The sequence below is a fragment of the Hydrogenophaga aromaticivorans genome, assembly GCF_013387465.1.
In the GTDB taxonomy this organism is placed as follows: domain Bacteria; phylum Pseudomonadota; class Gammaproteobacteria; order Burkholderiales; family Burkholderiaceae_C; genus Hydrogenophaga; species Hydrogenophaga aromaticivorans.
In genome coordinates, this window is sequence record NZ_VYGV01000012.1 from 155479 (window position 1) to 179527 (window position 24049).

The window sequence follows — 24049 nt, forward strand, 5'->3', positions numbered from 1 at the left end:
ATCAGGCGAAGAGCTCCGCGATCTGCTCCGGAGACCCCTGCCATTGAAGCCGGGGCATCGGGTGTCTGACGTATCGGGTGTCGGATGGCGGAGGCAGGAGGTTGACGTCCGGCCGTTGGTGCGGGTCGAACATGCCCGCCACCGGAATGTGAATGGTGCGTGCATCTGAAAGCCAGGCACCCAGCCAGGAAAAAGAGCTGATGGCCAAGGCGATGTGCGACGACCCCATGAGCGTGAGGAAGTCCTCTTTCGGGGTCCTCGTGCCGGTGAACACCGCGTTGGGGAATCGACGGTGCAGGGCTTCCTCATAAGCCTTGTGGCTGCCGGTTTCACCGACAAACACAGGCTTCAGCCCCGTTTCCTTGATCAGCTTTTCATAGTAGGAAAGCGGCAGCGGCCGGTAGTCCGGGTGCACGCCTTTGTACATGTGGTCGGCACCATAGAGGCCACCATAGCCCAGGGAAACCAGGTCGGGGTGAGGCCCGTTGAAGATGTCACCGGCGCGGATGTTGATGACCAGGAACTCCGGTCCGAATCCCGTGCCGGCACCCGCCTTCATGTTGAGTAGGTGCTTGCAGAAGGCGCGGTCGTAGTATTCGAGACGCATGGCAAAGCCACGAAACGTCGCTCCCGTGTATCCGCCATCGCGCAGCGTTGCGGCAAGGCTGGCGATGTCGAAGTCGTGCATGCCTTCGATGCCGAAGAGGTTGCCGTGCTCGGCAGCCTTGGTGTCGCTTTCGATGCCCAGGTCCGGAATGTAGACGTCTGCGACGTAGTGATTTCCGGAGCGCCTGGCCAGTTCCGCACAAAAGAAATACTGGAAAAGCCGATTGCCGGCACGGCCCTTGTGCCTGACGATGAGCGGCTTTTTCATGCGCGGTTTCGGTTGCTGTCAGGCCTTGTGGCTCGCGGCGGCCAGGGCCGTCATGTTGAGCACGCGGCGCACGGTGGCGGCGGGTGTGAGGATGTAGGCCGTGGCTGCCGCGCCCATGAGCACCGGGCCCACGGTCACGCCGCCGCTGGTGGTGGTCTTGAGCACGTTGTAGAGGATGTTGGCCGAATCCAGGTTGGGGCAGATCAGCAGGTTGGCCGAACCGGTGAGCGTGGTCTGCGCGTCGTAGCTGCGGCGGATTTCTTCCTGCAGTGCGGCGTCGCCGTGCAGTTCACCATCGCATTCGATCCCGGGGTGCTGCGCCACGAAGAGGTCGCGCGCGGCGCGCATCTTCTTGGCCGAAGCCCGCTTGCTGGAGCCGAAGCTCGAATGTGAGAGGAAGGCGACCTTGGGCGGGATGCCGAAGCGCTGCACCTGCTGCGCGGCCATCCAGGCGATCTCGGCCAGCTGTTCGGCGCTCGGGTCTTCGTTGACGTAGGTGTCGGAGATGAAGATCGGGCCGCGCTCGGTCATGAGGGCGTTGACGGCGGCGTAGTTGCTCACGCCGGGTTGCTTGCCCAGGATCGCGTCGATGCGCTCCAGGTGGGTGTTGTAGCTGCCCACCAGGCCGCAGATGAGGGCATCCGCATCGCCCAGCGACACCATCAGCGAGCCGATGATGGTGTTGGATCGGCGAACGGCGGCCTTGGCCACCTCGGGCGTGGCGCCGTTGCGCGCCATGAGCTTGTGGTAGTGCTCCCAGTACTGGCGGAAGCGCGGGTCGTCTTCGGGGTTGGTGTTCTGCACGTCCACGCCCAGGCGCATGCGCAGGCCGGCTTTGGCGATGCGCGCGGCGATCACGGCGGGCCGGCCGATCAGGATTGGTACCGCCAATTGATCATCGATCGCCATCTGGGCGGCGCGCAGCGCGCGCTCGTCTTCACCGTCAGCGAAGGCCACGCGCTTTTTGGCTGCCGGCAACGCCTTGGCGGCGTTGAAAATGGGCCGCATCAGGATGCCGGTCTGGTAGACGAAACGACCCAGGCTCTCCTTGTAGGCCTCCATGTCGGTGATGGGGCGCGTGGCCACGCCGGAGTCGGCCGCGGCTTGCGCCACGGCGGGCGCGATCTTGAGGATCAGACGCGTGTCAAAGGCCTTGGGGATGATGTAGTCGGGGCCGAACACCAGCTCCTGGCCGGCGTAGGCGGCGGCCACTTCGTCGCTGATCTCGCTCTTGGTCAGGTCCGCGATCTGGCGCACGCAGGCCATCTTCATCTCTTCCGTGATCTTGGTCGCGCCACAGTCCAGCGCGCCGCGGAAGATGTACGGGAAGCACAGGACGTTGTTGACCTGGTTGGGGTAGTCCGAACGGCCGGTGGCGATGATGCAGTCGGGCCGCGCGGCCTTGGCGATCTCGGGCCGGATCTCGGGCTCCGGATTGGCCAGCGCCAGGATGATGGGCTGCGTGCCCATGCTTTTCACCATGTCGGCGTCCACCACACCCGCGGCGGAGCAGCCGAGGAACACGTCGGCGCCGTTCATGGCGTCGGCCAGGGTGCGGGCGTTGGTGTTGCGGCAGTAGCGCTGTTTGGACTCGTCGAGTTTGCCGGCCAGCGCGTCGGCGCGCTCGGTGTGGATCACGCCTTTGGAATCGCAGACCAGGATGTTCTCGATGTTCACACCGAGGTTGACCATCAGGTCGAGGCAGGCGATGGCCGCGGCGCCGGCGCCGGACACCGCCATCTTCACCTGGCCGATGTCCTTGCCAACCAGTTCAAGACCGTTGATCAGCGCCGAGCTGGAGATGATGGCGGTGCCGTGCTGGTCGTCGTGGAAGACCGGGATCTTCATGCGCTCGCGCAGCTTCTTCTCGATGTAGAAGCACTCGGGTGCCTTGATGTCTTCGAGGTTCACACCGCCCAGCGTGGGCTCCAGCGCCGCGATGATGTCGACCAGCTTGTCCGGGTCGCGCTCGGCCAGCTCGATGTCGAACACGTCGATGCCGGCGAATTTCTTGAACAGGCAGCCCTTGCCTTCCATCACCGGCTTGCTCGCCAGCGGGCCGATGTCGCCCAGGCCCAGCACGGCGGTGCCGTTGGTGATGACGCCGACCAGGTTGCCGCGCGCGGTGTACTCGGAAGCCAGGGACGGGTCGGCCTCGATGGCCAGGCAGGGGTAGGCCACACCGGGCGAATACGCCAGCGACAGGTCGCGCTGGTTGGACAGTGGTTTGGTCGGCGTGACGGAAATCTTGCCCTTGCCGGGCGAGCGGTGGTATTCGAACGCGGCGTCGCGCAGGGCTTGTTCAGCGGGGGTCATGTTGTCTCCAGAATCGGGCCGCCCGGCGTGGACGGGCGGTCATTGTGGCACGCAGTTGGCCAGCCATCTGCTGGGACATTCCACAGGTGGCTCAGGCGGCCTGCAACACATCCAGCAGGGTGCGGGCAACCACTTTGGTGGCGCGCCGCAGGTCTTCCAGCACCAGGTTCTCGTCGGCGCGTTTGGCATTCGACTCGCGCACCGTGCGCGGGCCGGCGCCGTAGATCACGCCCGGGATGCCGTGTTCGCCGTAGATGCGCACGTCGGTGTAGAGCGGTGTGCCGACGGCCGGAATGGGCTCGCCGAAGACGGCCTGACCGTGTTTCTGGATCGCTTCGACCAGGGGCTGGTTGCCGGGCAGGGGTTTGAGCGCGCGCGCCAGCAGGATGCGCTTGACGTCCACGCTGATCGCCCGGCCACCGCGCGGCGGGTTGAAGCTGGCGGCGGCCTCGGCGATGGTGCGGCGCAGGGCCGCTTCGACCTCGGCCGGGTCCTCCTCGGGGATCATGCGGCGGTCCACCTTCAGCACCACCTTGCCGGGGATCACGTTGGTGTTGGTGCCGCCGCTGATCTGGCCCACGTTGAGGTAGGGGTGGGTGATGCCTTCGACGCTGGACGTGATCTTCAGGTAGTCGGCGTTGAGTGCGTAGAGCGCGTTGAGGATGTGCACCGCGCCCTGCAGCGCGTCGGTGCCGCTGTCGGGGATGGCGGCGTGTGCCATGTCGCCGTGCACCGTCACTTCCAGTTGCAGGCAGCCGTTGTGCGCCACCACCACCTGGTAGCTAAAGCCGGCGGCGATCATCAGGTCGGGTTTCGTCAGGCCCTTCTTCAGCAGCCAGTCCGGGCCGACTTCGCCGCCGTATTCCTCGTCGTAGGTCACGTGCAGTTCGACACCGCCTTTGAGTGGGGCGCCGAGCGATTCGAGCGCGCGGATGGCAAAGGTGAAGTTCGCGATGTCGCACTTGCTCACCGCTGCGGCGCGGCCGTAGATCTTGCCGTCCACGATCTCGCCGCCATAGGGGTCGTGGGTCCAGCCTTCACCCGGCGGCACCACGTCGCCATGCGCGTTGAGCGCGATGGTCTGGCCACCCTCTCCGAAGCGGCGGCGCACGATCAGGTTGGTGATGGTCTCCAGGCCGGCGGCCTTCACCTCGGCTTCGGGCACGGCGTGTTTTTCGGCGGTCAGGCCCATGGCGGCCAGCAGCTCGGCCGTGTGCTCGGCGTGCGGTGCGTTGTTGCCCGGCGGTGTGTCGGTGGGCACGCGCACGAGCTCCTGCAGGAATGCCACTTCTTCGTCGAAGTGGGCGTCGATCCAGGCGTCGAGTTGTTGTTGCGGAGTGGTCATGGGGTGTTCAGTTGGGGTGTTCGGCTTCGAGTTGTTCGATCAGGTGCGCGAAGGCGCGCACGCACAGGTCCATGTCGTCGCTGGTGGTGGATTCGAGCGGGTTGTGGCTGATGCCGCTGTTGAGACCGCGCACGAACAGCATGGCTTGCGGCATCACTTCATGCAGCTTCATGGCGTCGTGACCGGCGCCGCTGGGCAGGCGGTGCAGCGGCACGCCGAGCGCGTTCACGGCCGCTTCCCAGCGCGCCTGCCAGGCGGGGGCGCTGGGCGCGGCGGCGGCACGCATGGTTTCTTCCAGGGTGTGGCGCACGCTGCGGCGCGCGCAGATGGTCTGCAGCTGCGCCAGGACGTCCTTCTCCAGCGCATCGCGCTGGGCATCACTCGGCGCGCGCAGGTCGAGGCTGAAGCTGCAGCGGCCCGGCACCACGTTGATGGAGCCGTTGGGCACCTGCAGCATGCCGATGGTGGCGACCGAGTCGCCGTCGACCGCGGCGCGCTGTTCGGCGTAGAGCGCCAGCTCGGCCACGGCGCAGGCGGCGTCGCGGCGGCGGTCCATGGGCGTGGTGCCGGCGTGGCTGGCCATGCCGATCACCTCACCGAGGTAACGCACGCTGGCGTTGATGGAGGTGACGATGCCCAGCGGCAGGTCGAGTTCGCACAGCACCGGACCCTGCTCGATGTGCACCTCGACGAAGCCCAGGTAGTTGGCCGGGTCGCGCTGCAGCGCAGCGATGGCGTCCAGCGTGGCGGGCAGGCCGGCGTGTTGCATGGCTGCGCGCATGGTGATGCCGTCGGCATCCTGCTGGTCGAGCCAGGCGGGGTTGAAGTGGCCGGTGAGCGCGCCCGAACCGAGGAAGGTGGCTTTGTAGCGCTGGCCTTCTTCTTCGGCAAAGCCCACCACCTCGATGGCGAACGGCAGGCGCTTGCCCGCCTGCTTCAACTGCTGCACGCAGGCCATGGGGACGAAGATGCCGAGGCGGCCGTCGTATTGGCCGCCGTTGCGCACGGTGTCGTAGTGGCTGCCGGTGAGCAAGCTGGGCGCATCGGGCGAGGTGCCGTGGTAACGGCCCACCACATTGCCCACCGCGTCGATGTGCGCTTCGTCAAAGCCCAGCGCCAGCATCTGCTGCTGCAGCTGCGCCGCACAAGCCCGGTGTGCATCCGTCAGGTAGGTCACGGTGAGCTGGCCGAGTTCGGCGTAGCCCGGGTCGGTGTGGCGTGCCAGGTCTTCATGCCAGTCCCAGACCGCGTTGCCCAAGTTCGGCTCGAAGCCGAACTTGTCGTTCAGCCGGATCTCGGCAATGCGGTGGATGTTGCGCAGGCATTCGGCGCGCTCGAAGTCCACCGGGTTGTGCAGGCGGCGCTCGAAGGTGGCGATGATCTCCGCCTTGCTGAGGCCGGTGCCGCGCGGGCCGCGCACCGCAAGGATGAACGGGAAACCGTGCTTCGCGTTGTAGTCGGCGTTGAGCCGCTGGATGTGTGCGAACTCCTCGGGTGTGCAGTGCGTCAGGCCCGCTTTCGACTGCTCGTTGGTGGACTCGGCTGTCAGGGTTTTGCTGACCATCGCCTTGCCCGCGAGCTCGGGGTGGGCGCGGATCAGGGCGAGCTGTGGTTCCACGCCGGCCTCATCCAGCACGCGCACCATGGCGTGTTTCAGTGCAGCCAGCGAGGCGAACGGGCGCTGTTGCAGCGCGGCCTCGGCGATCCAGGGCGAGTGTTCGTAGAGGCCATCGAGCATCGTCGCGGCTTCGGCCAGCGGCGCGGCGTTGAGTTGGTCCAGGGAGATGGGCATGGCGGTTCAGGCTGTGTGAAGGGGGTGCGTGGCCTTCCAGTGCCGCGCGATGTCCAGCCGGCGCGCCACCCACACGTGGTCGTGCGACTGGATGTGGTCCAGGAAGCGTTGCAGCGCGGTGATGCGGCCCGGGCGGCCGAGCAGGCGGCAGTGCATGCCGATGCTCATCATCTTGGGTCGGTCCAGCCCCTCGGGGTCGCCTTCGGCGTAGAGCGCGTCGAAGCTGTCTTTCATGTACTGGAAGAACGGGTCGGCGTGCGAATAACCCTGGGGCAGGGCGAAGCGCATGTCGTTGCAGTCCAGCGTGTAGGGCACGATGAGCTGGTGCGTGTCGCTGCCGTCGCTCTTGCGGACCTTCATCCAGAACGGCAGGTCTTCGCCGTAGTAGTCGCTGTCGTATTCGAAGCCACCGAAGTCGGCCACGAGGCGGCGGGTGTTGGGGCTGTCGCGGCCGGTGTACCAGCCCAGCGGGCGCTCGCCCGTGAGGCGCTGAATGATCGCCATCGCCTCGGCCATGTGGGCGCGCTCGGTGGCCTCGTCGATGGCCTGGTAATGGATCCACTTCAGGCCGTGGCAGGCGATGTCATAGCCGAGTTCCTGGAAGGCCGCGGTCAGCTCGGGGTGTTTTTCCAGCGCGGTGGCGACGCCAAACACGGTCAGCGGAAGCCCCCGCTTTTCAAACTCGCGCAGCAGCCGCCACACACCCGCGCGTGAGCCGTATTCGTAAATGCCTTCCATGCTGATGTGTCGGTCCGGGAACGAGGCCGGGTTGAACATCTCGGACAGGAACTGCTCCGAGCCTGCGTCGCCGTGCAACACACAGTTCTCGCCACCTTCTTCGTAGTTCAGCACGAACTGCACGGCGATGCGCGCGCCATTCGGCCAGCGCGCATGGGGCACGTCCCGGCCATAGCCTACCAGGTCGCGGGGGTAGGGCAGGGTGGAGTCGTAGACAGTCATGATGAGAGCGCCAGGGAGATGTCGTTGCTAGGGACCTTGCGGTCGAAGGTCAGGTTTTCTTCCACATGCATCAGGTGTTCGTTCATCAGCCGTACGGCGGTTTCTTCGTCTTTGGCGGCGAGGGCCTTGACGATGGCGACATGTTCTTCGTTGGAGTGTTCGGCCGCGTTGGTGCTCTGGTACATCAGCGTGATGAGGGCGCAGCGTGAGATCAGCTCGCGCAAGAGTTCGGCCAGCACCTGGTTGCCCATGAGTTCCGCCAAACGCACGTGGAAGTCGCCCAGCAGTTCGGTGCGGCCCGGTACATCCTGGTTGTCCACGGCCCGTTTTTCCTGCGCCACGTGTTCGCGCAAGGCCTTGATCTTGCTTGGCGTGACCTGGCGCACGAAGGCGCGCGTCATTTCGGTCTCCAGCATGCGGCGCACGGCAAACACCTGCTTGGCTTCCTCGACAGAGGGCGCCGCCACAAAGGCGCCGCGCGCGGGCTCCAGGCGGATCAGGCGGTTTTGCGAGAGCTGGAACAGCGCCTGGCGCACCAGCGTGCGCGAGACGCCAAAGTGGTCCGCGAGTTTCTGCTCGGCCAGTTTGGTACCCGGATGCAACCGGTGCTCCACGATGGCCTTGGTGAGGGACTCGACGATCTGGCGCGTGCTGGAGGTTTCCATGCGGTCATCATATCCAGAAAAACAAAAAGTGTATACACTTTCAGTCGACTGCAATTGAAAGGATCTGCGATGGGTTTGAGTACACACGTTCTGGACACCATGCATGGCTGTCCGGCCGCCGGCATGGCCGTGGAGCTTTACACCACCGAGGGCGAGCAGGCCACGCTGGTCAAGCGTTTCGAACTCAACGCCGACGGCCGCAACCCCGATGGCCCGCTCTACGACAACACCAGTCTCAAGGTAGGCACCTACCGGCTGGTGTTTGATGTGAAGGGGTATTTCGCGGCCAGGGGCGTGGTGCTGCCCGAGCCCAATTTCCTCAACCGCGTGGCGCTGGACTTCGGCGTGGCCCACACCAGCGAGCACTACCACGTGCCGCTGCTGGTGAGTCCGTGGAGTTATTCCACATACAGAGGGAGCTGACCCCCCCCGCGCCGCTTCGCGTCACCCCCCAAGGGGGGGCGGCACTGGCCGTCCGGCAAAGCCGGCCCGGCGGTGCCCTGGGACAAACTCCCCCTCCGGCGCTGCGTGTCTTCACCCAGAACGCGGCGGAACCGGCTTTGCCGGGCCGCACCGCGTTGCCCCCTTGAGGGGGTCGCGCGCAGCGCGGCGGGGGTGTTTATTTACTCCTTTGCCCTTCGGTCAGCGTATCGAGCTGGAAGTTGCCGCTCTTGTCCCACAGCCAGACGTCGGTGTAGATCACGCTGCCCAGCTGTACGGGTGCCGGAAACGGGGCCGCTTCGTGCACGGTGCGTTCGATCTCGCGCACCACGTCGGGGGCATGGGAGGGGGCACGCATCCAGTTCAGGCGCCGCACGTTGCCGCGGTTGTCCAGATCCACCTGCAGCACGCCGACGGCGTGCATCAGCGGCGGCAGCTGGCCCTTGAAGATGCGGTGGGCGTTTTTCCCGTAGATGTGGCGGGCGCCGTCCTGGCGGTAGGCGCGGGGATTGTCCGCCTGCGACACCAGACTCGGGGGCAATTCGGATGAGGGCGCCGGCAAGGCTATGGGTTCGACGGCCGTTGGTGTTGTGGGGGGTGCTGTCACTGGCGACGCGCAGGCGGCCAGCAGGGCAGCGGCGCACAAACCGAGCAATCCCCAGGCGCTGCGCAGGCGGCTGGAGTCGGCTGGTGCGGGGCCGACCGGTCCCGGATGGGCGGGGGTGGTGATGTTCATGGTGCCAGGTCTCCTGATGCGAGGTCCGCGCGGGCTGCCAGCGGGGTGGCGATGGCGGGCTCATACGGGCAATCTGATGAAGTGTATGTGTCTTTCGCCTGGGCGTGTTTGCTGGTCGCGGTGATACTTCGCAGCAGGCTCCGGCGTTACGTATTCACACAGTTTCTGTAGGCAAACGCACCACACATGACCCCCGATCTCGATGTTTTTTTGCGGCATCTGACCCGGGCACCGGCGGTGCTGGTCAGCGTGTCGGAGACGCGCGGCTCGGTGCCGCGCGAGCGCGGCGCCTGGATGGCGGTGTTTGCCGACACGCTGGTGGGCACGATCGGTGGCGGCCAGCTCGAATGGAACGCCGTTCGCCAGGCGCGCGAACGGCTGGCACGGCCCGGCGACCCGGCGGGAGGCGGCGCGTGGGAGCACGAGGCGGCCCTGGGGCCCAGCCTGGGGCAGTGTTGTGGTGGTCGCGTGCGCCTGCGGTTCGAGCCGGTGCAGGCGGCGGACCGTGACGCCTTGCGCCAGCGCCTGAGCCCCCGGCTGACGCCGCTGGCCCTGTTCGGCGGCGGTCACGTGGGGCGGGCCATCGTGCAGGCGCTGGCGCCCTTGCCCTTTGAGGTGACCTGGATCGACAGCCGCGACGAGGTGTTTCCCGGCGATCTGCCGCCGCAGGTGCATGCGGAACATTCCGACCCGGTGCAGGCGGCCGTGGGTGATCTCGCTCCTGGTTCGCTGGTGCTGATCATGAGCTTTTCACACGCCGAAGACCTCGACATCGTGGCGGCCTGCCTGCAGCGCCAGCGCACCACGGCCGACCTGCCGTTCGTGGGCCTGATCGGCAGCCACACCAAATGGGCCACCTTCCGGCACCGCCTGACCGAGCGTGGCTTCGGCGACGCCGAGCTGGCCCGGATCACCTGTCCGATCGGCCTGCCGGGCATCACCGGCAAGGAGCCCGCCGTGATCGCGGCCTCGGTCGTGGCGCAGTTGTTGCTAGTCCGGTCCGGGTTCGCCAAGGGCTGAAACGAGGCGGGATCTGCGGGTTATCACGCAGTCGACTGTTTGCAAAAAGTGTATACACTTTGGCGGTCTGGTCGCAGCGGAGCGGGCGTCGTTCAACAGCATCGACGCTCAAACGCGGCCCTCAGTCGGCTCAGAGCGCCCGCGGTGGTGAGTCGCAAACCCTGACGGGTGTCCGTCGTCGTGTTGAGGTGCCATGGAAACTTATCTGCTCGATTGGGCCAACCTGCTGTTGCGCTGGCTGCACGTCATCGTCGCCATCGCCTGGATCGGCTCCTCCTTCTATTTCGTCTTCCTCGACAGCAGCCTCACGCCGCCCGAAGACGAGCAGCTCAAAAAAGACGGCGTCAGCGGCGAACTCTGGGCGCTGCACGGCGGCGGTTTCTATCACCCGGTCAAGTTCTCGGGCGCGCCGCCCAAGCTGCCCGAGCACCTGCACTGGTTCTACTGGGAAAGTTATTCCACCTGGCTCTCGGGCTTTGCGCTGTTCCTCATTTCGTACCTGTGGAGCCCCAGCGTCTACCTGATCGATCCCAGCATCATGCAGTGGAGCCCGGCCGGCGCCATCGCTGCGGCGCTGGCGTTCCTGGTGGTGTTCTGGCTGCTCTACGACGCCATCTGCCGCACGCTGGGCCAGACCGACAACGGCGACGCCAAGGTCGGTGCGCTGGTGCTGGTGCTGGTGTGCATTGCGGCCTACGCCGCCACGCAGATGTTTGCCGGCCGTGCGGCCTTCCTGCTGATGGGCGCCATGCTCGCCACCTCGATGAGCGCCAACGTGTTCTTCTGGATCATCCCCGGCCAGCGCACCGTGGTGGCCGACATCAAAGCCGGCCGCCCGGTGGACCCGATCCACGGCAAACGCGGCAAGCAGCGCAGCGTGCACAACACCTACTTCACGCTGCCGGTGCTGTTCGCCATGCTGAGCAACCACTACAGCTTCACCTACGCCAACGAGCACAACTGGTTGATCCTCATCGGCATGATGTTCGCGGGCGCCGCCATCCGCCAGTTCTTCGTCATGCGCCACGGCTTCAAGCTCGGCCGCAACGCCCATCCCTGGCCCTACGCGGCCGTGGGCGTGGTGGCCTTGCTCGCGCTCATCGTCTGGCTCAAGCCCGCGCCGGTGGCTGCGGTGGCGACTCCTGAAACGGTGGGCTACGCCCAGCTCAAGCCGGTGATCGAGCAGCACTGCGTGATGTGCCACGGCGAAGCCCTGCAGTCCAAGGGGGTGCGCCTGGACCAGCCAGCCGCCGTCAAGCAGCACGCGCAGATGATCTACCAGCAGGTGGTGCTCATGAAGGCCATGCCCATGAACAACGCCACCGGCCTGACCGACGCAGAGCGTGCCCTGTTTGCGCAGTGGTTCATGGACGGCGCACGGACCGATTGACCCCCCTGCAGCGCTTCGCGCTACCCCCCCCAGGGGGGCACACCTGCGGCCTGACGAAGCCAGATCCGCGGTGTTCCGGGTTCCAGGCATGTCGCTCCGGAAACGCCAGCGGGTGGTGAGCATGGGCTTTCTTGTTCTGCGGTAACCTCGGTGCCGCCGTCACAACACCGAGTCCAACGCCATGAAAACCAAAGCCGCCGTCGCCTGGAAAGCAGGCCAGCCCCTGACCATCGAAACCGTCGATCTCGAAGGTCCGAAGTTCGGTGAAGTGCTGGTCGAGATCAAGGCCACCGGCATCTGCCATACCGACTACTACACGCTCTCGGGTGCCGATCCCGAAGGCATCTTCCCGGCCATCCTTGGGCATGAGGGCGCGGGCATCGTGGTGGACGTGGGCCCGGGCGTGACCTCGCTCAAGAAGGGCGACCACGTCATCCCGCTCTACACGCCCGAATGCCGCCAGTGCAAGTTCTGCCTGAGCCGCAAGACCAACCTCTGCCAGCTGATCCGTGGCACGCAGGGCAAGGGCCTGATGCCCGACGCCACCAGCCGTTTCAGCCTGGACGGTCAGCCCATCTTCCATTACATGGGCACCAGCACCTTCAGCAACTACACCGTGGCGGCTGAAATTTCGCTGGCCAAGATCCGCGAAGACGCGCCCTTCGACAAGGTCTGCTACATCGGCTGCGGCGTCACCACCGGCATCGGCGCGGTGATCTTCACCGCCAAGGTGGAAGCCGGTGCCAACGTGGTGGTGTTCGGCCTCGGCGGCATCGGCCTGAACGTGATCCAGGGCGCGAAGATGGTGGGCGCCGACAAGATCATCGGTGTCGACCTGAACCCCGCGCGCGAAGCCATGGCGCGCAAGTTCGGCATGACGCACTTCATCAACCCCAAGGACCACGCCAACGTCGTTGACGCCATTGTGCAACTCACCGACGGCGGCGCCGACTACAGCTTCGAGTGCATCGGCAACACCAAGGTGATGCGCGACGCGCTGGAGTGCACGCACAAGGGCTGGGGCCGCAGCATCATCATCGGCGTGGCCGAGGCCGGCGCCGAGATCAGCACGCGCCCGTTCCAGCTCGTCACCGGCCGCAAGTGGGAAGGCTCGGCCTTCGGCGGCGCACGCGGCCGCACCGACGTGCCGAAGATCGTGGACTGGTACATGGACGGCAAGATCAACATCGACGACCTCATCACCCACAAGCTCAAGCTGGAAGACATCAACAAGGGCTTTGATCTGATGAAGAGCGGCGAATCGATCCGCTCGGTGGTCGAGTTCTAAGAGACTCTCAGCCTCTGAGCTCGCCATGGCGCTGCCCACCCTGAACGCCGACACCCGCGTGCGCGCCGGCGTGCTGGAGGTGGCCTGCCACCTGGCCGGGCCCGTCGACGGCCCGCCGGTGCTGCTGATGCACGGCTTCCCCTACGACATCCACGCGTACGCCGACGTCGCGCCGATGTTGGCCGACGCCGGCTGCCGCGTGGTGGTGCCGTACCTGCGCGGTTTCGGTGCCACGCGGTTCCTGGAGGCCTCGACGCCCCGCTCCGGCGAGCAGGCGGTGCTGGGGGCCGATCTGCTGGCGTTGCTCGATGCGCTGCACATCGATCGCGCGGTGCTGGCCGGCTACGACTGGGGCGGCCGCGCGGCCTGCGTGGTGGCGGCCCTGTGGCCCGAGCGCTGTGCGGGGCTGGTCTCGGTCAACAGCTACAACATCCAGAACATCGCGCGCGCCATGGTGCCGGACACGCCGGCCAACGAACACCGGCTCTGGTACCAGTACCTGTTCCACAGCGAGCGCGGCCGCGCCGCGCTGCAGCAGGATCGGCGAGCGCTCTGCAAGCTGCTCTGGCAGATGTGGTCGCCCACCTGGGCTTTCGACGACGCCGCCTTCGACCGCAGCGCGGCCGCCTTCGACAACCCCGATTTTGTCGAGGTGGTCATCCACTCCTACCGCCACCGCTTCGGCCTGGTGCCGGGCGACCCGGCGGTGGCCGAGGTGGAGCGCCGCCTGGCCGCGCAGCCGGTGATCGGCGTGCCCGTCATCACGCTGGACGGTGAGGCGGACGGCGTGCGGCCGGCCGAGCCGGAACAGGCCAACGCCCACCGCTTCACCGGACCCAGGTCGCACCGCATCCTGCCCGGTGTGGGCCACAACCTGCCGCAGGAAGCGCCGCGCGTCTTCGCCGACGCCATACTGGAACTGATCCGCCGTTGAAGGCGGGCACCCTCACGGAGAAACACACCATGGGTTTTGCGCGCCTTGAACTGGTCAGCGAACACGGCTGCTTCGGCGGCGTGCAGCGTTTCTACAAACACGCGTCGAGCGAGATCGGCTTGCCGATGCATTTTGCGCTGTTCCTGCCGCCGCAGGCGCTGGCCGGGCAAAAAGTGCCTTTGCTCACTTTCCTCGCGGGCCTGACCTGCACCGAAGAAACCTTCTCCATGAAAGCGGGTGCGCAGCGTCTGGCCGCCCAGCTCGGCCTGGCGCTGCTGATGCCGGACACCAGCCCGCGCAACACCGGCGTGGACAGCGAAGACCACCACTGGGACTTCGGCGTCGGCGCCGGCTTTTACCTCGATGCCACGCAGGCGCCCTGGTCGGGCCACTGGTGCATGGAGAGCTACCTGCTGAAAGAACTGCTGCCGGCGGTGACCGCCGAGTTCCAGCTGGACAGCAAGCGCCAGGGCCTGTTCGGGCACTCCATGGGCGGGCACGGGGCGCTCACCCTGGCCTTGCGCCACCCGGGCGTGTTCCAGAGCCTTTCGGCGTTCGCACCCATCTGCGCGCCCACGAAATGCCCCTGGGGTCACAAGGCCTTCACCGGTTACCTCGGCCAAGATGAAAGCATCTGGGCGGAACACGATGCCAGCCTGCTCATGGCGCAGCAGAAGACCGCGCCGTACCCGGGCGGCATCCTGATCGACCAGGGCCTGGCCGACAAATTCCTCGCCGAACAGCTGTACCCCGAAGCCTTTGAAGCCGCCTGCGCGCAGGCCGGCCAGCCACTCACGCTGCGCCGCCACGCGGGTTACGACCACGGCTACTATTTCATCGGCACCTTCATGGAAGACCACCTGCGCCACCACGCGCAGGCGCTGGCGCAAGCCTGAGCGGTCTCAGCCGGGCAGGGCGCCGGGCTGCTGCAGCTGCCGGTAGACCGCGTCGGCCAGCTGCGCCAGCCGTTCCCGGGGCAGATCGCCGCTGAGCGCGTAGCCCAGCGAACCCTCGACCCAGTAAAAAGTTTCGGTCTGACCCACCCGCGCGAAGCGGAATGCCGCGGGCGCCGGGGCGGCATCGCCCGGCAGCACCGAGACATGCAGCGTGATGCGCCCGGCCGCGGGGTTCTCGTACATGAACAGCGCGCGCGGTTCACCCGCCTGGCCGGGCAGCAGGCGCCCGCCCATCAGGCCAAAACCCTGGTCTTCCAGAAGCGGCGCCTTCAGCGGCGTGCCCAGGCGACGCGACAGCCACTGCACCAAGTGCGCCTGCTCCTGCACACCGACCTCGACCGCGTGGCGTTTTTCGGGCACATACACCGCATGCGCCACGCGCGCTTCCTGCACGAAGCCGGGTTCGCCAGCGCCGGCCAGCGGCGTGTCGACCGGGCGCAGCCACCAGCCGCCCGCGAAGCCCAGGCCCAGCATCAGGCTGGCCACCAGGCCCTGCAGCCAGGGCCGCGAACGGCGCGGCCGTGTGGCGCGGGCCAGCGCCAGCGGCACGGGCTCGTCGAGCACACCGCGCTGCAGCGCCTGCAGGCCCAGGCGCTGGGCCTGCCAGGCCTGGACCCGGGCGGCGGCGTCGGGGTGTTGCAACAGCCAGTCCGACACCACCGGGACGAACTCGGGGTGCAACTGGCCGTCGACCCAGGCGTGCAGCTCGGCGTCGGTCACGTGGGTGGGGTTGTCGGAGGTCATGCTCGATGCGTTTTCATTTCACGATCTTCAACCGGGGTGTCCGGGTCTGAACCGGTGCACCGCCGTCCATCAGGTGGCGCAGCTGTTCGCGACCGCGCGACAGCCGCGACATCACCGTGCCCGCCGGAACGCCCAGCACCTGGGCGGCTTCTGCGTAGGGCATTTCTTCCACACACACCAGCAACACCACCTCGCGCAGCGCCGGGTTCAGCTGGCGCAGCGCCTGTTCCAGGTCCAGTCGCTCGGGCGTGTGCAGGAACGGGTCGTGGCTGGGCTCGTTGCCCTCGTCCAGTTCCACCGCCTGGCGCTCGTGCACCTGGTCGCGCACCTGGTTCAGGTACAGGTTGTGCATCAGCGAGAGCAGCCAGCCCCTCAGGCCGCTGCCGTCTTCGCGCGGGCGCCACAGCGACCACTTGTGGCAGGCCCGTTCCAGCGTGTCCTGCACCAGGTCGTCGGCACGGCTGGCATCCCCCGTGAGCAGGCGCGCATAGCGCCGCAGTCGGGGGATGTGGGTCAGCGCGCCTTCCGGGCCCAAACCTGGCCGCTTTCAGGGCTTGACGACGTGCCAGACACCGTTGAAACCGTCACCGGTCATGTCGCCGGGCTTGGTGTCCTTGACCCAGTAGTACAGCGGCTTGCCTTTGTAGGCCAGCTGTTTGCCACCGTCATCGCGCGTGACCACGCTGTAGTCGCCCGCGGGGGCGGCGTTGCCGGCCATCAGCGGCGGCCAGTTGGTGGCGCAGGGGCCGTTGCAGACGCTCTTGCCACTGCCGGCCGTGTCGCGGTCGAAGGTGTAGAGCGTCATGCCGTTGGGGCCGGTCAACATGCCGTTGGCCACCATCGGGGCACCCGCGGGTGCGGAGGCCGCAGCCGCCGGGGCCATGCCGTAGCCGGGGCGCTTCATCATGCCGTGGTGGCCGGGCCCGCCCATGCCTCGGGGGCCGGCGCAGCCCACCAGCAGGGCGGCGCCCAGCAGAAGGGTGGCAGAAGTGGAAAACAGGAGGGATCGGCGTTGCATGAGCAGGCTCCTTGAACAGAGGTTAAACAGGGACTGACATGCGGTGAACACCGCAGCGAGCCCATTTATTCCCGATGGCCCCACTGTTTTTTTGATGCCCGGGCTCAGAAGTCGGACCAGATGATCTTGCTGCCGGTGTTTTCCCAGGCTTCGTAGTGCTTCGCGTACAGGTCTTCGATGCGGTTGCGCTTGACCTTGAAGGTTGGCGTGATCACGTCGTTGTCCACCGTCCAGGCGGTGGTCACGAGCACGATGCATTGCAGCTGCTCGTGTGGGTCGAGCGTGGCGTTGATGCGCTGGAGGTGTTGCGCCAGTGAGCGTTCGAGTTCGGCGCGCGTGCCGGGATTCGCCGCGCGGGTCACCGCCTCGGCGTTGAGCATCACGATGCCCAGCGGCTGGCCCAGGTTGGCGCCGGTCACCACGCAGGCTTCCACCGCCTCGTGCTCGACCAGCTTGTCCTCGATCGGCGCGGGTGCCACGTATTTGCCCTTGCCGGTCTTGAACAGGTCTTTCACCCGGCCGGTGATGCGCAGCAGGCCCTGGGCGTCGATTTCGCCCTTGTCGCCGGTCCTGAGCCAGCCGTCCGCGGTGAAGGCCTCGCGGCTTTTCTCCGGGTCCTTGTAGTAGCCCAGCATCAGCGCCTGGCTGCGCATCTGCACCTCGCCCGTGGCCGGATCGATGCGGTGTTCGACGCCCTCGTAGACCGGCCCCACGGTGCCCTGCTGGTTCTTGCCCGGCTCGGTGATGTGCGAAAGCGCGAGGTTCTCGGTCATGCCGTAGCCCTCGTTGATGTGCAGGCCCAGCCGGCTGTACCACTGCAGCAGGGCCAGCGGCATGTGGGCGGCGCCACCGGCGGCGAACTGGCACTGGTCCAGGCCCAGCGCCTTCATCACCTTCCTGCGCACGATGCCCCCCAGGATGGGGATGCCCAGCAGCCGGTTGAGCTTGGCCGGCGGCATCTTGTGGTGCACGCCCTGCTGGAACTTGACCCACAGCCGCGGCACCGAGAAAAAGATGGTGGGGCGCGCGCGCTGCAGGTCGGCGGCGAAGGTGTCGAGCGACTCGGCGAAATACACGTGCATGCCGGTGCGCAGCCAGCCGTGTTCGACCAGCATGCGCTCGACCACGTGCGCCAGCGGCAGGTAGGACAGCATGCGGTCGTCGGCCGACATGGGGATGCGCTTGAGGCCCGAGTCGAGCGCCCAGGCGAAGTTCTCGAAGCTGTGCATCACGCCCTTCGGGCTCCCGGTGGTGCCCGAGGTGTAGATCAGCGTGGCCAGCTCGTCGCCCTGGCGCAGCGGTGTGCCCGGCAGGGGCTGGTTGCGCCCGCAGATGGCGTCCCAGCCTTCGTAGCTTTCGATCGCGTCCAGCGGCGAGAGCGGGTAGCTGATGCAGGGTAGGCCGTCGGGCACGCCGGGCTTCATGCCCTCCCAGCCGTCGAGCTTGCCGATGAAACAGGCCCGGGCTTCGCTGTGGGTCAGAATCTGGCGCACCGTCTCGGCCGCGAGCGTGGGGTACAGCGGCACCGACACATGGCCGGCCATCCAGATCGCCAGGTCGCTCATCATCCACCAGGCGCAGTTCTTCGAGAGAATGGCCACCTTGGAGCCCGGCTCCCAGCCCTGGGACTGCAGGTGTGCCGCCATGCGCCGCACCTGGTCACCGATCTGGCTCCAGGTGAAGTCCTGCACCGCACCGCTGCCCAGGGGTTGCGTGAGGGCCACGCGGTTGGGTGCGGTCTGCTCCCAGTGGTAGAGGCGTTGCAGGGACAGCAGTTCGGGCGCGACGAGGCTCATGGTTGGGGTCTCCTGTTGTTGTGGTCAAGGGCGTATCGCCTTCGGGGAAGCTACCCTGTCACAGGCGTTTGGGTCAGTGGGTTTTCCCTGCCACCGCCCAGCATGCACCGCCGCGTGCCGGGCATCGTTGATGCGGCTCAAACGGCCTGCGTGTCGACCGGCCTCAGGCCGTGAACGTGGCCGAGAGGCTGAAGCCGGGCAGGGAAAAATGGGCCGACCAGTGATCGCCCGGCTGCACCGGCCAGGCGTCGGTCCAGGTGCCGGTGGTCACCACGTCGCCGGGCATCAGGTCGGGCGCGCCCGGGCAGGCGCGCAGGGTGTTCAGGAAATGGTGCAGTGCGCGCAGCGGGCTGTCGAGCACGTTGGCGCCCTGGCCCTGTTCAACCGATTGACCTTGCCGGTCCAGCACGACGAGGGTCTGCGCCAGCAGGGCGTCGAGCTGCGCGGCGCCGACGGCCAGTTCGTGCACCGGCGTCTGGTGCCCGACCAGCAGGCGCGCGTGCAGGCTGCCGTCGGCCACCGTGTCGGCGGCCTGGAATTTCCAGTCCGGCAGGTGCGACTGCACGATCTCGAAGCCGGGTGCGACCCAGGCGATGGCATCGAACAGCTGCGCCAGCGTGGCTCCGGGCACCGGGGTGGCCCGCAGGCCGAACACGATCTCGGGCTCCAGCCGGGGCTGGCAGGTGGCCGCCAGCGAGACCGTGCCTGCGCCCTCGCAGAAGGCCAGCGTGCTGTCGTAGACCGTGCCCCAGATGGGTTCGAACACGTTGTAGCGGGGCCAGATCGTGCGGTTGGTGAAACCGACCTTGTAACCGCGGGGCACTTCGCCACGCGCCTGCCGAAGCGCGCGCACCGCCAGCGCGCGGGCGTAGGCGGTGGGCAGGTCGAAGGCGGGGTCGGCGCTGGGTGGGGCGCCCCAGAGCCGGCCCTGGTCGAGGTGGGTGAGCAGATCCTGAGGCGACATGGCGGCGGCCTGAAAACGGGGTGCTCGGCATCATAGGCTGGCGCGGCCCCCGTGTCAGGCCCTCGGGTGACCGCGTCGCGTTATGCTGGTGCCATGAGCCCGAACCCCTCCATCCAGCTTCGCGAATTCGTCACCGGTGGTGACCCCGCCGCCCAGCCCGCGGCCAGCATCATCGTGCTGCACGGCCTCGGTGCCGACGGCAGCGACTTCGTGCCGATCGCGCAGGAGCTGGACCTCAGCGCCATCGGCCCGGTGCGATTCGTGTTCCCCAACGCGCCGGTGCAGCCGGTCACCATCAACGGTGGCTACGAGATGCGCGCCTGGTACGACATCTACCCGCCGGGCGCCGACCCCGCTGTCCCGCGCCAAGAAGACGAAGCCGGGTTGCGCCTGGCCCAGACCATCGCGCAGGCCCTGATCGACCGCGAGGCCGGGCGCGGCGTGCCCGCCGAGCGCACTGTGCTGATGGGTTTTTCGCAGGGCTGCGTGGTCGCGCTCATGGCCGGTCTGCGCACGCCGCAGCGGCTGGCCGGGCTGGTGGGGCTCTCGGGCTACCTCGCCCTGGCCGATCGCACCGCATCGGAAGTGCACGCCGCCAACCGCGCCACGCCCATCTTCCTGGCCCACGGCGAAGCAGACGATGTGGTGGTCCTGGAGCGCGGCACCGCGGCGCGCGACGCACTGACCGCGCTGGGATACGCCGTGGACTGGCACAGCTACCCGATGGGGCACTCGGTCTGCGCCGAAGAGGTGGCCGACCTCAACGCTTTTTTGCTGCGGGTGCTGGCGCCGGACTGAGCGCGCCACCGCCTTGGCAGGGGGTGACTTGGCTTTTGTTTGTGAAGTCTGCATCCGGATGCAACCGCAGCGCCGCTGAAGGCCTGTTTTCGCTGCATCGGTGCACGCGGGCGCTTATGCTGGCCTCATGTACGTGCCCGATCTTTCATTGAACCAGACCCTCCCGCCACAGACCTTCGTGACCGGGCGCGACCCGGCCGCCACGCCCGTGGCCAGCCTCATCGTGCTGCACGGCCTGGGCACCACGGGCGGTGACTTCATCCCCCTGTTGCGCAGCATGAACCTGGCCGCCGTGGGTCCGGTGCGCTGCGTGTTCCCCGATGCGCCCCTGCGCACCGTGAGCTTCAACGGCAGCGACATGCACGCCTGGTACGACGCCGCGCCGTCCGACGCACCGCGCCATGCGCCGCTGCCGGCGGACGAGGCGGGCCTGCGCGCCTCGCAGAGCCTGGTTCAGGCGCTGATCGAGCAGGAAGAAGCCCAGGGCATGCCGTCCGAGCGCATCGTGCTCATGGGCTTCTCGCAAGGCGCCGTGCTCGCGGTGCACGCCGGCCTGCGCGCACCCCAGCGCCTGGCCGCGATCGTGGCACTCTCGGGCTACCTGCCCCTGGGCGCCCGCACCCTCCAGAGCGAGTCCCATCCCGCCAACCAGCGCCTGCCCATCTTCCTGGCGCATGGCGAGTACGACGAGGTGGTGCCGATTGACCGCGCCCGCGCCGCGCGCACCGTGCTGCAGGTCATGGGCCACCTGGTGGAGTGGCACAACTACCCCATGGGCCACGAGGTGAGCGACACCGAGCTGGCCGATGTGGAGGCCTGGCTGATCGGGGTTCTGAGCGTGGTCTGACTTGACCCCCCGCAGCGCTTCGCGCTACCCCCCAGGGGGCGGCACTGGCCGTCCGGCAAAGCCGGCCCGGCGGTGCCCTGGGCGGTAGCGCGAAGCGCTACGGCGTCACCGTTCAGCGATGTAGTGCGACATGTGCGCACTCTCGCCGGGCGCCAGGAACTCGCGCACCTCGGCTTCGAGCGCGTGGTCGGCCACGGTGGCGCGGGCGCGCTGGTGCAGGTAGTCGGCCCACGAGGTGACGATGAACCGTTCGACATAGCGCGAGGGTTCGCCCAGGTCCCGGTAGATGCGCCAGAAGGTGGCGCCGTCGCGTCGGCGCGGCGCCTTCATGCGGCTGATGGTGTCGAGGAAGGCCTTGTCTTCCCCCGCGCGGATGCGGTAACCCACTTCCACCGCCACCGGGCCGGCCTCTGGGCTGGGTTCGTCGTTCACAAACAGCTCGTCCCACGGGGTGCCCTGGGTCACCTCGTGCGCCTCGCCCACGCGCAGCGGGAACGGGCGCGCCAGCAGCAGGCCCGCGGCCATCAGGGCCCCGGCGGCCACCAGCGCCGTCGTGAGGCCGGCGATGTCGGACACCGCGCCCCAGAACGCCGAGCCGATGGCGAACGCACCGAGCGAGGCCACGATGTGCAACGCCACCGCGCGCGAGCGCACCCAGGGCGGGGCGCTGGCCTGGGTGGCGGTGTTGAAGGTGGACATGGCCGCCATCCAGGCCGCGCCGCCCACCGCCATGGCGGCGTACACCAGCAGCGGCACACGCACCCAGGCGGCCAGCAGCATGACGAGGGCAAACGCCACGCAGGCCGCGGCGATGATGGCGTCGAGCCCGAAGCGGCTGCGCAGGCGGCCGATCACCAGGCCCGAGGCCACCGCGCCGGTGCCCATGCAACCCATCAGCAGGCCGAAGCCCTGCGCGCCGGTGCCGAGCTGGCGCTGTGCGATCACCGGCAGCAGCGCCCACAGCGCCGAGCCGGCCGCGCTGTACGCCATCACGCGCACCAGCTGCGCCAGGATGATGCGCGAGTGCCAGGCGAAACGCAGGCCGCTCAGCGTGCCGCCCCAGAGGCGTTCGGCCGGCAGGCGCGAGGGCGGGTGCGCCTTCGGGGGCCAGCGGCGGATCGACTCCCACATCACGCCTGTGGTGAACACCGTGACCACAAACACCCAGCCCGCGCCCATCCAGGCGAACAGCAGGCCAGCCAGCGTGGGGCCGATCGCGCGCGCCGCGTTGTAGGCGATGCCGATGGCCGTGATCGCCTGTGGCCATTCGTCGCGCGGCACCGGGTCGATCACCGACGAGTTCCAGGCCGGGGTCAGTACGGCCGTGCAGCAGCCGCACACGAAGACCAGGAACAGCACCGACGCCGGCCCGCCCCAGCCGCCGAGCACCAGCCCGGCCAGCAGCACGCAGGCGACCACCTGCGCGATCAGCGCGCCCGAGATCAGGCGCCGGCGGTCGGTGGTGTCGGCCAGCACGCCCGCGGGCAGCGCCAGCAGGAACATCGGCAGGAAGACCGCCGTCTGCACCAGCGCGGCGAGGAAGGACGAACCGGTCAGCTCGACCATGAGCCAGGCCGCCGCCATGGTCTGCATGCCTGCGCCAATGAAGAAGACGGCGCCGCAAAGCCACAGCCCGCGGAAAGCGGGCTGTCGCAGGGGACTCCAGATGGAGTGGGAGGGGGTCATCGGGCCCATTGTCCCGCAGGGACTCAGGCTTCGCGCGCCGAGTCGGCCAATACCCTGGCCAGCCGGTTGTGCCGCTCCACCAGCGGCCCCAGGTCCACGGTGGTGAGCTGGCCTTCGCGAACCACCACGCGGCCATTGACCACGGTGTAAGCGGCCTGTGGGCTGGCGCAGAGCAGCAGGCTGGCCACCGGGTCGTGCACCGCGCCGCCGGCAAAGCCCAGCGCGCCCAGATCGAACAGGGCGAAGTCGGCACACATGCCCACCGCGAGGTGGCCGATGTCCTGGCGGCCCAGCACCTGGGCACCGCCGCGGGTGGCGATGTGCAGCGCGTCGCGCGCCGTCATCTCGGCCGGGCCGAGGTCGCAGCCGAAGAATGTTCGGCCATCGCGGGTTTCGGGCGGCATCAGCGCGCGGCCCACGCGCGCCAGCAGCAGGGCCTGGCGCGCTTCGTTCACCATGTGAGCCGCGTCGTTGCTGGCGCTGCCGTCCACGCCCAGGCCCACGGGCACGCCCGCGTTCAGCATGCGGCGGATGGGCGCAATGCCGGAGCTGAGACGCATGTTGCTGCAGGGGCAGTGCGCCACGCCGGTGCGGCTGGCGGCAAAGAGCGAAATGCCTTCGTCGTCCAGCTTCACGCAGTGCGCGTGCCACACGTCGTCGCCCAGCCAGCCCAGTTCCTGCGCGTACTGCGCCGGGGTCTTGTTGAACTTCTCGCGGCTGTAGGCAATGTCGTGGTCGTTTTCGGCCAGGTGGGTGTGCAGGCGCACGCCCTGGCCCTTGAAGCTGCGCGCGAGTTCGGCGCTCTGGCGCATCAGGTCGGGGCTCACCGAAAACGGCGAACACGGCGCGAGCGCGACCTGCACCATGGCGCCTCGCGCGGCGTTGTGCCAGGTTTCGATCAGGCGCTGGCTGTCTTTCAGGATCGCGTCTTCCTTCTCCACCACGCGGTCGGGTGGCAGCCCGCCTTGCGATTGCCCCACGCTCATGCTGCCGCGCGTGGCCAGGAAGCGCATGCCGATCTGCTGTGCCGCTTCGATGCTGTCTTCGAGTTGCACGCCATTGGGGTAGATGTAGAGGTGGTCGCTGCTGGTGGTGCAGCCGCTGAGCAGGAGTTCGGCCATCGCCACCTGGGTCGAGACCTGCACCATCTCGGGCGTGAGCCCGGCCCAGATCGGGTAGAGCCCGCGCAGCCAGCTGAAGAGCTCGGCGTCCTGCACACCGGGTATGGCCCGTGTGAGGCTCTGGTACATGTGGTGGTGCGTGTTCACGAGGCCGGGCGTGACAAGGTGACCACGGGCGTCGATGGTCTCACCGGCCGATTCCAGCAGCGCGCGTGGCAGCTCGGTGGTCGGACCGATCCATTCGATCACGTTGTCGCTCACGAACAGCGATGCGTCTTTCAGCTCGCGGCCTTGTGATGGGTCGGCGTGGTCGAAGGTGGCGATGCAGGTGGCGTTGTGGATCAGCAGGGTGTTCATG

General features: G+C 67.7%; 22 protein-coding genes. 8 read left to right on the forward strand and 14 right to left on the reverse strand.

Going from position 1 to position 24049, the window contains the following annotated elements; translation table 11 throughout:
* Position 1: 1 nt before the first annotated feature.
* The 6 genes from F3K02_RS14120 to F3K02_RS14145 all read right to left on the reverse strand — a co-directional run bounded on the left by F3K02_RS14120 (position 2) and on the right by F3K02_RS14145 (position 7952).
* Entirely contained in the window at positions 2-874 is an 873-nt protein-coding gene (locus tag F3K02_RS14120; protein ID WP_177136251.1) for a hypothetical protein, read from the reverse strand.
* An 18-nt stretch (positions 875-892) separates the two neighbouring features.
* Complete coding sequence (locus tag F3K02_RS14125) at positions 893-3190, reverse strand: NADP-dependent malic enzyme (RefSeq protein WP_177136252.1); 2298 nt, start codon at positions 3188-3190, stop codon at positions 893-895.
* A gap of 91 nt (positions 3191-3281) precedes the next feature.
* Positions 3282-4535, reverse strand: a complete 1254-nt coding sequence (locus F3K02_RS14130) for a M20 family metallopeptidase (RefSeq protein ID WP_177136253.1) — start codon at positions 4533-4535, stop codon at positions 3282-3284.
* A gap of 7 nt (positions 4536-4542) precedes the next feature.
* A complete protein-coding gene (gene uraD, locus F3K02_RS14135) occupies positions 4543-6327 on the reverse strand; it encodes a 2-oxo-4-hydroxy-4-carboxy-5-ureidoimidazoline decarboxylase (protein WP_177136254.1) in 1785 nt (594 codons plus the stop codon).
* 6 nt (positions 6328-6333) lie between these two features.
* On the reverse strand, positions 6334-7287 hold the full coding sequence (gene puuE, locus F3K02_RS14140; RefSeq protein WP_177136255.1) for an allantoinase PuuE: 954 nt from the start codon (positions 7285-7287) through the stop codon (positions 6334-6336).
* Positions 7284-7952, reverse strand: coding sequence for a GntR family transcriptional regulator (locus tag F3K02_RS14145; RefSeq protein ID WP_177136256.1), 669 nt, complete (start codon positions 7950-7952; stop codon positions 7284-7286). Before F3K02_RS14145 ends, puuE begins: the two co-directional genes overlap by 4 nt.
* A gap of 69 nt (positions 7953-8021) precedes the next feature.
* Here F3K02_RS14145 and uraH point away from each other — a divergent pair, with 69 nt between their 5' ends.
* On the forward strand, positions 8022-8375 hold the full coding sequence (gene uraH / locus F3K02_RS14150; protein WP_177136257.1) for a hydroxyisourate hydrolase: 354 nt from the start codon (positions 8022-8024) through the stop codon (positions 8373-8375).
* A 196-nt stretch (positions 8376-8571) separates the two neighbouring features.
* Here the strand turns inward: uraH and F3K02_RS14155 are convergent, their stop codons facing one another.
* Entirely contained in the window at positions 8572-9129 is a 558-nt protein-coding gene (locus tag F3K02_RS14155) for a hypothetical protein (RefSeq protein ID WP_246309478.1), read from the reverse strand.
* 186 nt (positions 9130-9315) lie between these two features.
* Here F3K02_RS14155 and xdhC point away from each other — a divergent pair, with 186 nt between their 5' ends.
* The 5 genes from xdhC (at position 9316) to fghA (ending at position 14657) form a co-directional block, all read left to right on the forward strand.
* The gene (gene xdhC / locus F3K02_RS14160) at positions 9316-10149 is read left to right on the forward strand and encodes a xanthine dehydrogenase accessory protein XdhC (protein WP_177136258.1); all 834 of its coding nucleotides are present in this window, start codon (positions 9316-9318) and stop codon (positions 10147-10149) included.
* Between the two features lie 193 nt (positions 10150-10342).
* A complete protein-coding gene (locus tag F3K02_RS14165) occupies positions 10343-11539 on the forward strand; it encodes a urate hydroxylase PuuD (protein ID WP_177136259.1) in 1197 nt (398 codons plus the stop codon).
* A gap of 181 nt (positions 11540-11720) precedes the next feature.
* Positions 11721-12827 (forward strand): S-(hydroxymethyl)glutathione dehydrogenase/class III alcohol dehydrogenase, encoded by a 1107-nt coding sequence (locus tag F3K02_RS14170; RefSeq protein WP_177136260.1) that lies wholly within the window; start codon positions 11721-11723, stop codon positions 12825-12827.
* Positions 12828-12852: 25 nt separating this feature from the next.
* The gene (locus tag F3K02_RS14175; RefSeq protein WP_177136261.1) at positions 12853-13761 is read left to right on the forward strand and encodes an alpha/beta fold hydrolase; all 909 of its coding nucleotides are present in this window, start codon (positions 12853-12855) and stop codon (positions 13759-13761) included.
* 29 nt (positions 13762-13790) lie between these two features.
* Positions 13791-14657 carry an S-formylglutathione hydrolase gene (gene fghA, locus F3K02_RS14180; protein ID WP_177136262.1) on the forward strand — a complete coding sequence of 289 codons (867 nt, stop codon included), beginning with the start codon at positions 13791-13793 and terminating at the stop codon, positions 14655-14657.
* 6 nt (positions 14658-14663) lie between these two features.
* On the opposite strand, the gene F3K02_RS14185 is transcribed toward fghA, so the two are convergent.
* The 5 genes from F3K02_RS14185 to F3K02_RS14205 form a co-directional block, all read right to left on the reverse strand.
* Positions 14664-15461, reverse strand: a complete 798-nt coding sequence (locus tag F3K02_RS14185; protein ID WP_177136263.1) for an anti-sigma factor family protein — start codon at positions 15459-15461, stop codon at positions 14664-14666.
* 13 nt (positions 15462-15474) lie between these two features.
* Positions 15475-15996, reverse strand: a complete 522-nt coding sequence (locus F3K02_RS14190) for an RNA polymerase sigma factor (RefSeq protein WP_177136264.1) — start codon at positions 15994-15996, stop codon at positions 15475-15477.
* Positions 15997-16008: 12 nt separating this feature from the next.
* Positions 16009-16344, reverse strand: coding sequence for a COG4315 family predicted lipoprotein (locus tag F3K02_RS14195; protein WP_246309502.1), 336 nt, complete (start codon positions 16342-16344; stop codon positions 16009-16011).
* A gap of 239 nt (positions 16345-16583) precedes the next feature.
* Complete coding sequence (locus F3K02_RS14200; protein ID WP_177136265.1) at positions 16584-18275, reverse strand: AMP-binding protein; 1692 nt, start codon at positions 18273-18275, stop codon at positions 16584-16586.
* A gap of 163 nt (positions 18276-18438) precedes the next feature.
* Positions 18439-19239: a 2-keto-4-pentenoate hydratase gene (locus tag F3K02_RS14205; protein WP_177136266.1), complete on the reverse strand. Its 801-nt coding sequence runs from the start codon at positions 19237-19239 to the stop codon at positions 18439-18441.
* A gap of 93 nt (positions 19240-19332) precedes the next feature.
* Between F3K02_RS14205 and F3K02_RS14210 the strand changes: the two genes are divergently transcribed.
* Together F3K02_RS14210 and F3K02_RS14215 are read left to right on the forward strand one after the other, a co-directional pair.
* Positions 19333-20037, forward strand: coding sequence for an alpha/beta hydrolase (locus F3K02_RS14210; RefSeq protein WP_177136267.1), 705 nt, complete (start codon positions 19333-19335; stop codon positions 20035-20037).
* A gap of 148 nt (positions 20038-20185) precedes the next feature.
* Complete coding sequence (locus F3K02_RS14215) at positions 20186-20884, forward strand: alpha/beta hydrolase (protein ID WP_246309481.1); 699 nt, start codon at positions 20186-20188, stop codon at positions 20882-20884.
* Positions 20885-20989: 105 nt separating this feature from the next.
* Here F3K02_RS14215 and F3K02_RS14220 read toward each other — a convergent pair whose 3' ends face one another.
* Entirely contained in the window at positions 20990-22570 is a 1581-nt protein-coding gene (locus tag F3K02_RS14220; protein WP_177136269.1) for an MFS transporter, read from the reverse strand.
* A gap of 23 nt (positions 22571-22593) precedes the next feature.
* The gene (locus tag F3K02_RS14225; RefSeq protein WP_177136270.1) at positions 22594-24048 is read right to left on the reverse strand and encodes an 8-oxoguanine deaminase; all 1455 of its coding nucleotides are present in this window, start codon (positions 24046-24048) and stop codon (positions 22594-22596) included.
* Between the last annotated feature and the right edge of the window lies 1 nt (position 24049).